14 protein-coding genes and 2 pseudogenes are annotated in these 15,944 nt (G+C 45.0%); 11 read left to right on the top strand and 5 right to left on the bottom strand.

The window, feature by feature from the left end; genetic code table 11:
* Positions 1 to 16: 16 nt before the first annotated feature.
* Together NST47_RS26400 and NST47_RS26395 are read right to left on the bottom strand one after the other, a co-directional pair.
* Positions 17 to 169: pseudogene (locus NST47_RS26400) on the bottom strand (IS110 family transposase); the annotation flags it as partial.
* Positions 170 to 246: 77 nt separating this feature from the next.
* Entirely contained in the window at positions 247 to 492 is a 246-nt protein-coding gene (locus NST47_RS26395) for a winged helix-turn-helix transcriptional regulator (protein WP_341159759.1), read from the bottom strand.
* A gap of 216 nt (positions 493 to 708) precedes the next feature.
* Between NST47_RS26395 and NST47_RS26390 the strand changes: the two genes are divergently transcribed.
* Complete coding sequence (locus tag NST47_RS26390; RefSeq protein ID WP_341157792.1) at positions 709 to 1,194, top strand: hypothetical protein; 486 nt, start codon at positions 709 to 711, stop codon at positions 1,192 to 1,194.
* A 483-nt stretch (positions 1,195 to 1,677) separates the two neighbouring features.
* Here the strand turns inward: NST47_RS26390 and NST47_RS26385 are convergent, their stop codons facing one another.
* The gene (locus tag NST47_RS26385; RefSeq protein WP_341157791.1) at positions 1,678 to 2,529 is read right to left on the bottom strand and encodes an aldo/keto reductase; all 852 of its coding nucleotides are present in this window, start codon (positions 2,527 to 2,529) and stop codon (positions 1,678 to 1,680) included.
* Positions 2,530 to 3,179: 650 nt separating this feature from the next.
* Positions 3,180 to 3,695 (bottom strand): TetR/AcrR family transcriptional regulator, encoded by a 516-nt coding sequence (locus NST47_RS26380; RefSeq protein WP_341157790.1) that lies wholly within the window; start codon positions 3,693 to 3,695, stop codon positions 3,180 to 3,182.
* A gap of 261 nt (positions 3,696 to 3,956) precedes the next feature.
* Here NST47_RS26380 and NST47_RS26375 point away from each other — a divergent pair, with 261 nt between their 5' ends.
* Positions 3,957 to 4,904 carry an NADP-dependent oxidoreductase gene (locus tag NST47_RS26375; RefSeq protein WP_341157789.1) on the top strand — a complete coding sequence of 316 codons (948 nt, stop codon included), beginning with the start codon at positions 3,957 to 3,959 and terminating at the stop codon, positions 4,902 to 4,904.
* Between the two features lie 332 nt (positions 4,905 to 5,236).
* On the opposite strand, the pseudogene NST47_RS26370 reads toward NST47_RS26375, so the two are convergent.
* Positions 5,237 to 5,586 (bottom strand): annotated as a pseudogene (locus NST47_RS26370) (NAD(P)H-dependent oxidoreductase); the annotation flags it as partial.
* Positions 5,587 to 5,671: 85 nt separating this feature from the next.
* Here NST47_RS26370 and NST47_RS26365 point away from each other — a divergent pair.
* From NST47_RS26365 to NST47_RS26325, 9 genes are all read left to right on the top strand, one after another.
* Positions 5,672 to 6,148 (top strand): pentapeptide repeat-containing protein, encoded by a 477-nt coding sequence (locus tag NST47_RS26365; RefSeq protein ID WP_341157788.1) that lies wholly within the window; start codon positions 5,672 to 5,674, stop codon positions 6,146 to 6,148.
* A gap of 237 nt (positions 6,149 to 6,385) precedes the next feature.
* Positions 6,386 to 7,576, top strand: coding sequence for a macrolide family glycosyltransferase (locus NST47_RS26360; RefSeq protein WP_341157787.1), 1,191 nt, complete (start codon positions 6,386 to 6,388; stop codon positions 7,574 to 7,576).
* A gap of 84 nt (positions 7,577 to 7,660) precedes the next feature.
* Positions 7,661 to 8,071, top strand: a complete 411-nt coding sequence (locus NST47_RS26355) for a GNAT family N-acetyltransferase (RefSeq protein ID WP_341157786.1) — start codon at positions 7,661 to 7,663, stop codon at positions 8,069 to 8,071.
* 36 nt (positions 8,072 to 8,107) lie between these two features.
* On the top strand, positions 8,108 to 8,947 hold the full coding sequence (locus NST47_RS26350; protein ID WP_341157785.1) for a helix-turn-helix transcriptional regulator: 840 nt from the start codon (positions 8,108 to 8,110) through the stop codon (positions 8,945 to 8,947).
* Between the two features lie 205 nt (positions 8,948 to 9,152).
* The gene (locus NST47_RS26345; RefSeq protein ID WP_341159758.1) at positions 9,153 to 10,118 is read left to right on the top strand and encodes an aldo/keto reductase; all 966 of its coding nucleotides are present in this window, start codon (positions 9,153 to 9,155) and stop codon (positions 10,116 to 10,118) included.
* A gap of 395 nt (positions 10,119 to 10,513) precedes the next feature.
* Positions 10,514 to 12,331 (top strand): cache domain-containing sensor histidine kinase, encoded by a 1,818-nt coding sequence (locus tag NST47_RS26340; RefSeq protein WP_341157784.1) that lies wholly within the window; start codon positions 10,514 to 10,516, stop codon positions 12,329 to 12,331.
* A gap of 41 nt (positions 12,332 to 12,372) precedes the next feature.
* Positions 12,373 to 13,953: a response regulator gene (locus tag NST47_RS26335; RefSeq protein WP_341157783.1), complete on the top strand. Its 1,581-nt coding sequence runs from the start codon at positions 12,373 to 12,375 to the stop codon at positions 13,951 to 13,953.
* A 175-nt stretch (positions 13,954 to 14,128) separates the two neighbouring features.
* The gene (locus tag NST47_RS26330) at positions 14,129 to 15,010 is read left to right on the top strand and encodes an ABC transporter permease (protein ID WP_445667482.1); all 882 of its coding nucleotides are present in this window, start codon (positions 14,129 to 14,131) and stop codon (positions 15,008 to 15,010) included.
* A gap of 2 nt (positions 15,011 to 15,012) precedes the next feature.
* The gene (locus NST47_RS26325; RefSeq protein ID WP_341157781.1) at positions 15,013 to 15,882 is read left to right on the top strand and encodes a carbohydrate ABC transporter permease; all 870 of its coding nucleotides are present in this window, start codon (positions 15,013 to 15,015) and stop codon (positions 15,880 to 15,882) included.
* Positions 15,883 to 15,944 lie beyond the last annotated feature (62 nt).

The raw sequence follows: 15,944 nt of genomic DNA, 5'->3' as shown, positions 1-15,944 counted from the left end.
AAGAGACTTATGCAATTGTTGGAAACGACTTTAAAAACCGGAGTGAAACGCCTGAATACATAGCCCCGAAAACACCTTTGTATGCAGGGAAGACCTGATCCAAAACAGCATGGAAATTCAATTTAGTTTGCACGCATATCTTTGAAAGAGACTCATATTGTCTGGTCAGATAACAAATAAAAAAGGATCAACCAGAAAAGACTGGTTGACCTGATAATACAAACGGTAAAAATAGTTAAGCAAGATTTAGGAAGTTGCCATTGCATCGATAATTGGTCTGAGCGTATTACCCAAATCACTAAGAAAATATTCTACTCTTGGTGGAACCTCTGCGTATATCTTGCGTTCTATGATTCGATCCTCCTCCATTGAACGTAAATTTTGTGTCAATACCTTCTGGCTAACACCCGATATTCCATTTCTAAGTTCACTAAATCGTTTTGTACCACTCAATAATTCACGAAGGATTAGAGCTTTCCATTTATTGCTTATTAAACTAACTTCTTCACAACAGATACTAACGAGTATATCATAAGTTTATGATTGCAATGACAACATGTCCAGTGGATTTATATCGCAATGAATTAACCTATTGGAGGATGAAATGATTCAGGATCTTATATTATGAATGTGGATGTAATAACTATCAGATGCTTTTTGGGAAAAGAAGTCTCACACCAGAACGTTTAATTAAGGGAGGAAGCCACTATGAGCACACAGACCATCACTTACGACCTCGGGATGCTGCCAGAAAGAGCCCGACCTCTGTCCGTGACCGCCAACCTGATTACAATGGGCGGGCGGCAGGCATTGCGCGTTACGCTGACGGATAAAGCTTCAGAAGGCGAACCCAACGTTGATTTCATCGATATGCCGACATTCTTGATGATTCCTGGAAATTTCAAGAATGGAACTATATCGGTAAACTTGTTCAGCAAGTTACGAGACGATGCTCCGGCTTATGCACGCGGGTTCGCAGGCCTGGCATATCGCATAAGCGATAGTGGGGATGCCTTTGAAGCCAGTCTACGTTCGTCCGTTAAACGGCTTAAAGACAAAGCCCGAGTCGCCTCGCGACAAGCGTGCCGTCCAGTATTTCGCATACCCCGATTGGCGGTTCGACCGTCTGAGACAGGAATACCCAGACGGTCGTTTCGAGGCGGGAGCGAACATTGGGCCTGCCGAATGGCTTAATCTCATGCTGGAAATTGACGGGACAAATCTGAAGGTATTTGTGGATGGAACTGAATGCATTTCATTAGACAAGACTAAGGCAGAGGTAACCACGGGAAATATTGGTCTTTTCGTAGATATCGGAACCGAGGCTTTCTTTTCTGAGCTTCGGATCACAAAGCATTGAGGCCCTCGAAACGGAAAAGACGTTAGGCTAACCAGGAATATTAACCAACAGAGACGCGGGTGTCGACATAGATCGGCCGCCGCGTTAAGCCACGATGAAAATTCATTTTCATCCTCTATGGTGCAGCGCTTGCGCTGCATGAATGGCTAACGGGCAAAATTGCTCAATAAATACCTGGATTCTGCAAATGAAACAAGGAGCAGTTTGCTTAAGTGCATCTGCTCCTTATTTCAATATCTAATTGTTAAATTAACGAATTATTTCTTGTGTTCTTTCGCGGAAATAGAACCTGCCGGTGAACTTTCGAATAGCGATTGTTAAATATCAAGTTTACGGGTACCGATCCATTTCACCTTTTCAGGATCGCGATGTGAAAAGAATAGGCTCTCTTTCGTATCTAACGTAGCTATCAACTCCATATCCCCTTGGCTTAATTCAAAATCAAAGATATTGAAGTTTTCAATCATTCTTTCTTTGCGAACGGACTTTGGAATCACAACGACTTCTCTTTGTGTCAGCCAACGTAGAACCACTTGAGCAACGGATTTATTATACTTTTCAGCCATGGCTACCAATAGCTCATTCTGGAACAAGTTATTTTTCCCTTCAGCAAAAGGCGCCCAGGATTCGATTTGAACCTTATTCTCTTTCATGAATTTTGCGTTTTCGATTTGTTGGTTGAACGGATGCGTCTCAACCTGGTTAACGGCAGGAACGACTTCATTATGAATAATCAAATCGATCAGGCGATCCTCGTGGAAGTTACTAACGCCAATGGCACGGACCTTTCCTTGCGCGTACAATTCCTCCATAGCGCGCCAAGAACCATGCACATCGCCGAATGGCTGATGAATTAAATACAAATCCAAATAATCCAACTGCAATCTTTCCAGTGATTTTTTAAAAGCATTTTTTGTGCGCTCATAACCAGTATCCTGAACCCAAAGTTTCGTAGTAATAAATAATTCCTCTCTTGCCACGCCACTCCGTTTGATCCCTCTGCCAACTGCTGCTTCATTTAGATAAGAGGCAGCTGTATCAATCAGCCGATAGCCTGCCATAATAGCGTCATAAACGCTTTGTTCACATTCTTTTTGATCTGCAATCTGAAATACACCAAAACCGAGTATAGGCATCTCAACACCATTGTTCAAAGTTACTTTTTGCATATAAAATCCTCCGTTTTTAAAATGATTTGTAAGTCGACCACCACCGTAACGGCACCAATCCAGCAGATCGACAATATCGACGATCTACCCACGGTAACTCCTCCGATACGAGCACCCTCGTATCCTTATTATGCACCAGATGACAAAGAGACCGTTATCTCATTCGTACCAATTGTTTGCCTAATCCTCTCACTGCCGCTTATGTAACAATTCATAAGAACTACAATAATCGTCTGCCTTTAATACAATCAAATTGAAAGGGAGTTTGCTGGAGCTATCTATTCATTGGCGAATCCTGGATTAGGCTAGGGAAACCCGCGGCAGAAAAAAGATCGTTATACCGGCCAGACTGTGAAACGGAAGAGGATTATTTTTTTAAACCCGCTGCAAAGTAAGGACCATTAACCGTAAGGGTCGGTAGAATACGAACCATTTCTTGAGGAGATTCTTTCCTTATGGTATCGGTGATTCCCAAGAAAGATTAGTGAAAAATTATTAAAATTGTTTCAACCTATTTCCAGGTATACCAATGGTGGGATATGAAAATGGCGATTCTTTAACATCAGCCCTTTTATCTGGATGGGTATCACTTGGCCCCGTTCGTGTATGGAATTCGGCAGCATTTGACGTAGATGCGATCATGCATATCATTAGCGATTACATTTTTTTGTTAAGCCTGAACCTTCCGCCAGCACAGCTATGATGCGATCGGTCATTTCGTCGACACTTATATCATCATAAGTTTTGCTCCATTGTACTGCAGCGCCGAATATCGACCAGCTCGTCATGAGAGCCATCGTATCGACGGGGATGGTCCAATCAGCACGATCCGCCCGAAGCCGCTCGAGCCAGTGCTGCAGCAATTCGCCGAGCTCGTCAAGGATCGCTCTCTCGAACAGAGGGTTAACCGTATCGATAGGGCTGCAACGACCGTATAGCGAGCGAACGTGCTCCAGTACGGTTCGGACCAGCACCCGCAAATGCCCCGGATTCCAGCCTGCATCCGGTGGAATCTCACGCCCAAGCAAATGGCGAAATTTATCACGAATGGACTGCTCCAGCAGTGCGAATTTGTCCGGAAAATGAGCGTAGAACGTTCCTCTGTGCACATCCGCCCGGTCGGTGATATCTTGAATTGTCATCGCGGTGAACCCTTTTTCCCGCATCAGTTCCGCGAACGATTGCTTCAGTAGTAACTGAGACCGCCTCCGCCGACGATCGAGTTCATTCCTTTTGGTTTCCATAGCTTATATCGCTCCTCGTATGACGTCAACGGATCTTTGAATCGACGGCCCCGACAAAATCGTCTATTTGTCAGGTAACCGACGTATCCGCTGAATTGTCCGTTGTTACCAGTCTCCAGCTTTACTACTATTGTAATGAACGTGGCGCGTTTATACAATGAAGCGAAAGAGGGATAAATGATCATGGCGATGGAAATACCCCGGAAAATGAAAGCGATCCAGTATTCGACTTACGGAGGGCCAGACGTGTTGCATTGCGAGGAAGTGCCCGTTCCGGTGGCGGGTGAAAACGAGGTTCTCGTCCGTGTCCATGCAGTCGGTATCAATCCAGGCGATTGGCAGATCCGTTCGGGATTGGCTGGTGACCGGTTCAAGCTTCCTTATATTCCCGGTTGGGATGTATCGGGAGTTGCTGCCAGTGTAGGAGCAGGAGTAACGAATTTTAGCCCGGGCGATGCTGTCTATGGAATGACCGTCAACAGTGGGGGCTGCGCGGAATATGTCGTTGTACCGGCCAGGTATTTGGCACTCAAACCTGATTCGGTTGATTTCGTTGAGGCAGCGGCTTTACCTCAGTCCGCCTTTACCGCTTGGCATGCGCTGTTCGTACAAGGGAAACTGGAAACGGGACAAACCGTGCTGATTAACGGTGCCGCCGGAGGCGTCGGCCACTTTGCGGTCCAACTGGCTCGATGGAAGGAGGCTCGTGTCATCGGAACCGCTTCTGCACGTAACGAGTCATACTTGCTCGATCTGGGCGCCACTGCGTTTGTCGACTATACAGCCAGTCTACCGACAGAGATCGAACGGAGTGCTGACATCGTCCTCGATACAGTAGGAGGAGAAAAGGTGGATTGGCTTCTGGATATCCTGAAGCCGGGAGGTCGCCTCGTACCGATTACGTGGGGACGCTATTCGTCCGTTAAGGCGGCCAAGGCGTCGGTAACAGTCCAGGAGGTGCAGTACCCGGCGATCTCTACTGCTTATTTGGACGAATTGACTCACCTCGTTAATGGTGGGCAATTGAACGTAACGATCGATTCAGTGTTCCCCTTAGAGGATACTGCCAAAGCACATGAGAAGAGCGAAAGCCGACGAGCGCGTGGTAAAATCGTCATCCGAGTACTGTAGCGGCAAAGCCAAAGTTTATTACATTTCAAAATAGGTAAATGTATTAAGCAAACAAGTGGAAGGTAATTCAATCTTTGTAACCAGGCATGGCTTTCCCGTCCATGGCTGTTGTTTGTAATTCGGAAAGACGCGTGGGATTTCTTTAAACAATGGCTGCGAAAAAACGATTATTATCATCAAGAAATAGGAGCTACTGCGGTGGCTCTTATTTTTTTATTGAGATCTGAAACAATTTTTTGTCGTTGATACTGTATATCATCCGAATTTTTATTTCCGTAGAATTAACTGGCGGGATAGTTTAATAGATGTGACCACCAAAAGTTGAATATTCATTATCTGAACGTGGTCTTTAGTGCACTTATTTCCAATTCGCTTGTAGACGACTCGTTTTCTGTTCCACGCATATTTTCACCAGGCTCATTTTCCGTTCCATAAACGCAAAGAACGAACGATAATTTGCATTGCAGTATAGAAAGGTAGTTTCAAAAGGAGATCATAAATGATCAAGTGGATAGCGAACCATAAGCCCACCCATAAGTCAAAACATCGTCAAGCCATCTTTTAAGGAGAGGCGGACAGTTAAACCAATATATAGGTCTTTTTCCACGTCTATGTTTCCATCAGGATAAGTCTTATGCAATTCGTGAACCGTATGCTTTTCCGGATATTTTTTGACATGCTTATTATTTTAGGTGTATGGGAAATAAAGGGATTTCCAAAGATATATTGAATATTGTTTGATATTAATGATTGGGAGGTTGATGAAGATGGAAATAAAAGTTGAACGTTTAGATTTTGAAATGGCGGACATTTCTGGGTCGAGGTTTCAGAAGGTTAAAGCAGAGGAATTAAATTTTGATAATGTTAATATGGCAAAGACGCAAATTAATAATGCAAATATGAGAAGAATGGCATTAAACGATGTCAATATGTCCGAGCTCAGAATTTCGGATGCTAATCTCTCAGGTACAGAAATCAAAAATGCTAATTTTAGTCATGCTGTTATTGACCATGTTCATTTATTTGGCACTGAATTTCGTAATGTAGTTCTCCCTATGGAAGGCGACGGTAATTACAATCCGAATGGTGTTTACAAACCAATTAACTATATTAATTGTGACCTCTCTAACAGTCAATTAACAAACTGTAATTTAGCAAATATGGATATTCGCGATTGTGATATATCTGGATTGAAGATTAACGGGGTGTTAATAGAAGACTTAATAAATAAAAATGAAAAATGAATCATCAAATATTAAGGTAACGAAAAACGAGTGTGCAGGAGTTGCTTGTAGCGGCTCCTTTTTTATTTCCTTTGAAGTAACAGGTACAACAGCGGAATAATATGGTGATCAAAATTTTGAGATTTTCAAGTATTGTACTATGATAAACTTAATTCCATTATTTGAGCTGAGCAAGGGTAGGGGAAGCCCATTACTCTTACACAATTTAGAGAACTGTATACCTAAGGAGTGGTAGAAATGGCACGTGTTCTATTTATTAATGGTGGATCAGAAGGACATATCAATCCAACTATTGGAGTTGTGCAAGAGCTTGTTTCGCGTGGAGAAGAGGTTGTGTACTTTTGTATAGAAGCTTTTCGGGAGCGTATTGAGAAGACGGGAGCTTCCGTACGAACATTTGACGATCAAAAATTTATAAAGGCCTTCATCTCAGGTGGAAGAGACTATTTACTCGAAAGAATCAACGGTCTTTTACTTACGACAGATATAGTCATACCCAGCGTTCTTGAACAGATCAAAGGGGAGCGTTTTGACTACATTATCCATGATTCGATGTTTGGTTGTGGACGTTTACTTGCTCAAATTCTTAAGCTTCCCGCAATCAGCTCCTGCACTTCTTTTGCGCAGACAGAAGCTTCATTCGATAAGATGATGGAACAATTTTCCATAAAAGTCCCTGCAGAAATAGTTGATAAATTTCACAGCCTGACGGTAATGGTGAAGGAACAATATGATGTGGAGATCCGTTCACCTTACGAAGTTTTTTGTAATCCTGCCCCACTTACAATCGTTTATACAACTCGGGAGTTTCAACCTTTTGGAGAAGCATTCGACCAAACCTATAAATTTGTAGGTCCGTCCATCTCTACACGATTAACTCAAGAAAACTTCGAGCTTACTGCAATCCAGGAGAAAAGCCCAATTTATATTTCACTGGGTACTGTCTTTAACCAAGCCATTGATTTCTATAAGCTTTGTTTTGAGGCATTAGGGAATACGGATCATACTATTGTCATGTCTATTGGAAATAAAACGCAAATTTCTGATTTAGGGGAAATTCCTACAAACTTCATCGTAAAAAATTACGTTCCACAAACTGATGTATTGAAATACACCAAATTGTTTATTACACATGGCGGAATGAACAGTACCAATGAAGGTCTCTATTACGGGGTTCCGCTAATTGTAATCCCGCAAAGCGCGGATCAGCCGATAATTGCCGGGCAAGTTGTTAATATCGGAGCAGGCATTAAATTACAAATGCAAAGCTTGACAGCAAATCAACTGCGTGAAGCCGTAGATCATGTGTTAGACCTCTCATCTTTCAATAAAGCTTCTGCACAAATTAGGGAATCCTTTCAAAGATCAGGTGGATATCACCAAGCTGTTGATGAGATTTTCGCATTTAAAAGTCAACATGATATTTAAATATATAGATTTATTAGCTCCTCTTATCGTTAACTTTTTCTCAGCGGCTACTACAACTTCTTTTGTACATGCAGGAGGTTAAATATGAAAATTGTTGTTGCAACGGATTCTGACTATGGGTACATACGAGACCATGACCATCATATTGTGGAGAGCTTAATATTGCCAAAAATAAAAGAAAATCAAATATACATGCTGCGCAACCAGGATGAAAGTAATATCGGATGGATGAGATATGGATATTTCTGGGATAATATACCTTTCATGAATATGATTTGGATTGACGAACAATATCGAGGTATAGGTGGAGGCAAGCAAGTCGTTCTCTTTTGGGAAGATGAAATGAAACAAAAAGGTTTTAAATTGGTCATGACGTCAACTCTGGCTAATGAAGAGGCGCAGCATTTCTACAGAAAGTTAGGATACCGAGATGCAGGATGTTTATTATTGGAAAATGAGCCATTGGAAATCATGCTAACTAAAATAATAATTTAAATAAGAATTTAAGTACGGACACAAGAGGTGATTTCAATGCTCAACCCAAACGACATTAACGGCAAAATCGTTAGCACGGACATGAATAGCACGCGTGCCAAAACGCTGGGCGTTTATCTGAAATCACGCCGGGCCCAGCTGCAGCCGGAACAGGCCGGGCTGACAAGGTCACACGGCCAGCGCCGAACGCCGGGCTTGCGGCGGGAGGAGGTCGCGATTTTGGCAGGAGTTAGTGCGACCTACTATACGTGGCTGGAGCAGGGACGGGAAGTTGCAGTATCCCGGGATGTGATCGAAAGCATTGGCAGGGCGCTGCAGCTGAACCGGGATGAGCATGTGCATTTGCTCGGGCTCTGGAACGCCAACGAGCCTGAAGCAGTAACCCCGATTACCACGAAAATAAAGCCGCAGTGGCAAGAGATCGTTAATCAGATGGCTTTTCCTTGTTTTATCAGCAATGATCGGGCCGAACTGCTTGCATGGAACCGCGCGGTCGATGAACGGATCGCGGATTTTTCGTCGCGACCTCCGGAGCAGCGGAATATGATGGCAATGCTGTTCACCGACCCGGAGATGCGCAGCCGCCTGGTCAACTGGGAAGAGATGGCGGCGCATTCGGTGGCCATTTTCCGCACCTCATACGATAAATACTCGCATGACCCGTGGTTCGCACAGTTTGTTGCCGATCTCTCTAGAGAAAGCGCTGAATTTGCCGCCTTGTGGAAGCTGCATCGTGTGGAAATTAAAAGGGTAACCCGGGTTTTCTACAGCATGCCCGGCGATAATCAAGTCCTTGCCTATGACATCAATTCGTTGGCATTTACGGTGGATCATTCCGATCTTCATCTGTGCATATATTCGCCAGTGGCTGACTAGCGTCATCCAGGAACTGTGAACTGTCGCCCTGACTGCGTTGTCCTTCCCCTTTTCTCCGGGAGTTAATAAGCTGCGATCCTGGTAGTCCTGTTACTAGTAAAAGCATGCTGTGGCTGCTCTCGGAAATGCGGTTTAGAATAAGATCATGCTTTAGCGAACCATATTCGAACTTTCGGAAAAGAGGCTTACTAAGATGGAGAATGAGATGACACAGCGAAAATTGGGCAGTCTCGGGCTTGAAGTGTCAGCCCTTGGTCTTGGCACGATGATGATGCCAGACAACGAAGAGTCGATATACACTATTCACGGTGCGCTTGATCTTGGCGTCACGCTGTTTGATACGGCGGATATTTACGGCGATGGACTTATGGAAGGAAAGTTCGGCGGTAATGAGCGGATGGTTGGCCGTGCCTTGAAAGGACGTCGGGACCAAGCTGTGATTGCTACCAAGTTTGGTATCGTTTCACCGGATCTGAAAGCGCACGGACACCCGGCTTATGTCAAAAAATCAGTCGACGCCAGCCTTCTTCAGCTAGGCATCGATTATATCGACCTGTATTATCAGCATCGCATCGATCCGAATACGCCGATCGAGGAGACGGTAGGTGCCATGGCGGAGCTCGTCCAGGAAGGCAAAATTCGCTATATCGGCCTGTCGGAAGCTACAGCCGATCAGATTCGCCGCGCGCATGCGGTTCATCCGCTCACCGCGGTGGAAACCGAATATTCACTGTGGAGCCGCGAAGTGGAAAATGAGGTGCTGCCGGTTCTGCATGAGCTTGGCATCGGCTTTGTGCCGTACAGTCCGCTCGGCCGCGGTTTCCTGACTGGACAAATCCGGACCTTCGACGATCTGCCCGAAAACGACTATCGCCGCTATTTCCCCCGCTTCCAGGGTGACAACTTCACCAAAAATCTGGAGGTCGTAGCCCTGATCGAGCAGTTTGCCGCCCGCAAAGGCTGCACACCGTCCCAACTGGCTCTCGCTTGGCTGCTCGCGCAGGGCGAGCAGATTGTTCCGATTCCCGGGACGAAGCGGCTGGACCGAGTGCGGGAAAATCTCCGCTCGCTGTATGTGACGATCTCTGCAGAGGAGCAGGAGGAGATCGAACGCATTTCTCCGAAAGGCATCGCAGCGGGAGAGCGCTACCCGACTTTTTTACAAGCTTGATCCCAGTCAGATGGAAGATTAATTATATATAAAAATTTAAACAGACGGACGATAGTGTTTATCGCTCGTCTGTTTTTATATTAATCGCTAAAGGAGGTTTGGGCGGAGCTCCTCCAGGTGCGAAGTATGTTGCCCTAAACATCAATCATATCCAGGTGTATGTGTGATTTGGATGTGAAGTGTGTGATGATTATTTTGAAATCACTTAAAATACCATAGTAGAATCTTAAAAATGACCATTTGAATTATTCTTATCCTTAAAGTATGGTGAATGAAAATAGATGCAAGTATTACCTGGTGGGAACCAGCTTATAACTAAGATACTTGAGTAGCGTCCATATATCACGGCATGTACAATGATAAGAGAAGACGTTAAACCGAGGAAGGGCTGAAATATGGAGCATAGTAGTTGGATACAAAAGGCAGTTTTAATGATAAAAAACATGAAGTTCCAGAATAAATTAATGGCAGGATACCTTATGGCCTGTGTCATTCCAATGCTGAGTGTAAGCGTGATCATTTTTCATCAATCGACAGCGGGGCTGGAGGATTCTTCCCAGGATTTCGCTGCTTTGTACACGTCCCAGATAAGGACTTCTTTGAATGAATTCATGAAAGAATATGACAAGGTCACGAAGTCGGTACTAGTCGACAACGAATTCATCTATGGGCTCGGAGAAGAGAAGGAGCGATCCATGGATGAATTGGTACTCCAGAAGGTTGCCGTCCAAAGGCTACTGCTACGAGTTGCTTTGCTCAAACCGGAGATGGGTACCGTGATGCTAATCAGTCGTGATAACAGCGTATACCAGTACACCACAGCCACAAGCATGGTGAACGAGAACGCACTATTGACCCAGGAGTGGTACAAGCAGCTCCGCAGCTCAGACGATACGTTTTTTATTTCCGGGTTACATGACCGTTCCTATTACGAGGCTAAAGAGGAAGGAGCTGTAGTGACGGTGGGAAGGGTACTGTTCAGTTCTGGTGGGGCTTATGCGGGGATGCTTCTCATCGATCTGGACCCATTCACGCTGCTGCAGCTTGATCATGCCTTCGTTTTGGCTCGGGACAAATACGGTATGCGTGTCATCCTAAGCAATCGTCAAGGGGAAATCGTCTACCATTCCGATGCTGCCAGCGGCCGACTGTCCTGGAAGCAGGTGTTGGAGTCTGGTGCGGATTACTTGAAGGATGATGCCAGTACTGACCGGATTATTTTGTCAGGAAGCACCCAATCGGGTAATCTATTTATCAGAACTGAGATTCCCCGCGAACTGCTGCTGCAGAAGATCAATCAGATCAAAGGAGTGACCGTGATCGTGATCGTGACGAGCTTTCTGGTCATAACTCTCATCTCGCTTGGTCTAAGTTATACGATAACCAAGCCAATCAAGGCGCTCCGCAGGAGCATGAAGCAGGCAGAAGCAGGCCAATACGTGCCCATAGAGAAAGACCAGACCAATGACGAAATCGGAAGTCTAGTACACAGTTACAATAAGATGATTGTAACGATCCGAGCCTTGATTGAAGATGTGTACATCGCAGAGATCAAGCATCGTAAAGCCAAATTCATCGCACTCCAGAATCAGATCAATCCCCACATGCTGTACAATACATTGGAATCCATCCGCATGAAGGCGCTAATGAAAGATGACGAGGAGACAGCCAGCATGATTAAGATTTTGGCGCGGATGTTTAGGCTAGTCTTGGGCAAGGATGGCAGGCAGCATTCGGTAAAGCAAGAATTGGAATATATAACCAATTATGTGCAGCTTCAGAATATCCGCTTTGATAACAAATTCCGGTTGGATATTAGGATTGCAGGGGAGATACTGCAGTGCAGCATCATCCCTCTGGTACTCCAACCTATTGTGGAGAACAGCATCAACCATGGATTCCAAGACTACGGCCGGACCATGAATATTGAGATTGAAGGCATTTGGACGGGAGATGAGGAAATCCTGATCCGGATTACGGACGACGGGGTCGGCATGACTTTGGACAAACAGGAGGAGCTTCGTGCTCTCTTGGTGGTGGCAGATTCGGACAAATATAAGCTGGAAAAGCTGGATGAACCGGCAGGTAAAGGGTTAGGTCTAAAAAATATTGCAGAACGCATCAAGCTCCATTATGGAGAGCGGTATTATTTATCGGTTCGTCCTGGAGTCGAGAACGGAACGACGGTTGAGATTTTAATCCCCAAGATTTGAAATGATGTGTTAGTTGGAAATGGAAAGGGTAGGTGCTTGGGATGAAGTTGATCCTGGTTGATGACGAGAAAATTATTGTCGACGGTCTCAAAAAAATGATAGGCCGCTATATACCGGAGTGTGAGGTTGTCGGCGTAGCTTATAATGGTTTGGAAGGGTATAAATTAATTCGAAAAATGCAGCCTGACATTGTCATCACGGATATCCGAATGCCGCAGGCAGACGGTCTGGACATGATCCAAATGCTGAAGGACGCGGACAGCCAGGCTAAATTCATTCTCTTAAGTGGATATGCTGACTTCGAATACGCTCGAAGAGGCATGCAGATGGGGGTGCAGTTCTACATCAACAAGCCGGTGGAGGAACTGGAACTGCGCGACTGCGTTTGTCAGGTTATGGAGATGATCCGTGCGAACAGGGCCAAGCTTCAGGAAGTGGACGATTTGAAGCAGGAGGTTCATAACCGTATGCGGGAGAGTGCCTTGAAGGACATCCTTGAAATTGGCAGCGAAAATACGGACTTTGTGGAAGAACTGCTTAGAATCGCGCAAATTCCAGCTCAGGGTACCCGTTTCGTATGCGCCCTGCTTGAATTCGACGGCAGCGTCGATGGCCTGAAGGAATTTGGTCTTCAACCGGTATTTCGCCAAATAGACCGTTTCTTGGGACAGTACCGGGAGGTGTATCGCTTTCGTTATTGGGGTGCCCAAGTTGCTGTGGTGATTACACATGGCGGAGGAATCGATTATGTGGAACTGGTCCGTGCGATCCATCGTCTGAAGGAAGCGGCGTTCCGGGAGCTGAAGATGTCCATGACTGTCGGAATCGGTACGGTGCAGGAACGTGCTGCGAGAATCAGCCAATCCTTCGAGGAAGCCCGTTACGCATTGAACTACAAGGTTATCAAGGGAATGGACGCCGTGATCCCGTTTCTCGAAATAAGCCTGACAGGACAGCAACACACGGTTCCTGATGAAATGATTGCCAAGCTGGAATCTGGCCTCGACAACATGGACGAAGAGGGATGTGTAGGAGTCATCCGTGAGATCTTCCAGGGGATGGAAGCCGATCGCGGCATAAGTCCGGCAAATCTCCAGCTTCAGTGCCTAAACATCCTTTTATCGAGCGCACGGAAGATGTCCTTCCAGCAGCTGCAGCAGAACGACTTCCTGGGACGTAATATTCTGTCTCTGGAAGGTATCTCAAGGTTTCGGACATTGGAGCGTCTGGAGGAATGGATGATTCAAGTTATCCGGGGGATTATTGCGTTCAAGCTGGAACACAATATTCCCAAGAAAAAGGATATCATCGCTGAGATCAAGGAATACGTATCGAAGCATTACAATGAACCGATCAGCCTGGCAGACTTATCCGCTCGTTTTTTCATAAGTCCCTACTATTTAAGTCAGTTGTTCAAGCAAAAAACGGGGGATACCTACATGAATTTTTTGACGCAGATCCGAATCCGCAAATCGAAGGAGCTGCTGGAGAAAACGGATCTGAAGGTTTATGAGATATGCCGGCTGGTCGGATATTCGGATACACAGCATTTTGCTCGGCTATTTGAGAAATTGACAGGCTTTAGGCCAAGTGAATACCGCAAGAAGCCCCCAAGTGTCTAATTGTAAGAAGTCCTTTCGCTGTTCCTACGGTGAAAGGACTTTTTCGTATCTATAAAATGACCTTGTCGAAACTTAAAAACGTCCCATTGAAGGGCACGCATCTTAGAGAGTATACTTTGTAAGCGAATACAACTAGACGCGAGGGGGGAACAAATTGCTTAAAAGCACAATTAAAATGAATGTTTTTTGGCCACTCTATGTGATGGCCATTCCGGGTCTCATTTTTCTCATCATTTTCAAGTACATTCCGTTATTAGGGTCTGTGATCGCCTTTAAGGATTATTCGGTATTCAAAGGGTTTATCGATAGTCCTTGGGTAGGGTTTAAGCATTTTGAGAAGCTTCTCGATTATCCGGATTTCGTCCGTGTGTTTGGAAATACGTTGATGCTAGGCTTTCTGAAAATCGTGCTGGTGTTTCCGATTCCGATCCTGCTGGCGCTGATGATTAATGAAATTCGGAAATCCGTGCTAAAGAAAGGTATTCAGACTGCTTTATACATCCCTCACTTTTTATCATGGGTCATTGTGTCGGGCATTGTGTTTGACATCTTCTCCTTAAGTGGGTTGTTCAATGTAATCTTGGGCTGGTTCGAGTATGATCCGATTTTGGCCATGCAAGATAGCGCTTACTTCCGCCCGGTCTATGTACTGACTTCCATTTGGCGAGATGCTGGATGGGGAACTGTCGTGTATATGGCCGCGATCAGTGCCATTGATCCGCAATTATATGAATCGGCCATGATGGATGGTGCATCCAGATTCAAACAGATTCGTCATATTACATTTCCTCTGCTTCTGCCTACAGTACTTGTCCTGTTCTTGTTGGAAATCGGTAACTTCCTGGACTTGGGCTTTGATCAAGTATTCAATCTCTTGACGCCAATGACTTACAGCGTAGGGGATATCCTTGATACGTATGTGTTCCGAACTGGTATTCAGCAAGCGCAGTACAGTTTCGCAACGGCGGTTGGTTTGTTTCAGTCGATTATTGGATTTATCCTGGTTTACATATTCAATAGGCTGTCGAAAAAAGTTTCCGATGGGGGGTTATGGTAGATATGTTTGAATATAGAGGAGAAAAAGCTTTTGTAGCAAGCATCACGACCGTTCTTCTGCTGTTATCGTTCATCGCGATCGTGCCGCTGCTGTCTGTTATCTCGATTTCTTTTAGCTCGAAAAGTGCCGTTGTGCAAAATCTGGTGTCCATATGGCCTATGGAGTTCACGTTGGATTCATGGAGGTATATTATTGACCGGTCTGATTTGTGGAAGTCATTCTTCCTCACCTTAGGTTCAACCGTGATTGGTACGGGCTTGGCACTATTAATTACAGCCTTGCTAGCTTATCCGCTTTCGAAGCCTGAGTTCCGCTGGGGTTCCGTAATTATGGTGGGCGTGGTTATCGCCATGATTTTCAAGGCTCCGATCATTCCTTTTTTCCTTACTGTACGAGGTATCGGTCTTTATAATAATCCGTTGGTCTTGATCGTGCCTCATATCCTTAACCCATTTAATCTGATCATCATGAGGAGCTTCTTCAAGGAGTTCTCTAAGGAACTCGAGGAAGCGGCTTTCATCGAAGGCTGCGGTTACTTTCGAATGTTATTCCAATTCGTGCTTCCGCTGTCCAAGGCAGTACTTGCTACATTAGCTTTGTTCTACGCGGTAGTCATTTGGAATCAGTTCCAGACTCCGTTATTATTTCTCCAAAATACGGACTGGTTCCCGTTACAGATGAAGATACGCCAGTACATCTCGGATGATAATATGATTATGCCGGGTGCCGCTTCAACGGCTGACTTTAATTTTAATGAACGAACGTTAAAATCGGCGACGGTTATCTTCGCCATCATTCCGATCATTGCGGTGTATCCTTTCTTGCAAAAGTATTTCGTAAAAGGAGCCATGATCGGTTCTGTAAAAGGATAATTTCGGTTTTAAGGCTTAATGAGCCTCGAACATATAATGTCAATTTCAAGGGGGAAACATGG

Source organism: Paenibacillus sp. FSL H8-0034, assembly GCF_038000305.1.
Lineage (GTDB): Bacteria > Bacillota > Bacilli > Paenibacillales > NBRC-103111 > Paenibacillus_S.
The sequence above is the reverse complement of the archived record's forward strand: the minus strand, read 5'-3'. Positions and strand labels throughout refer to the sequence as shown.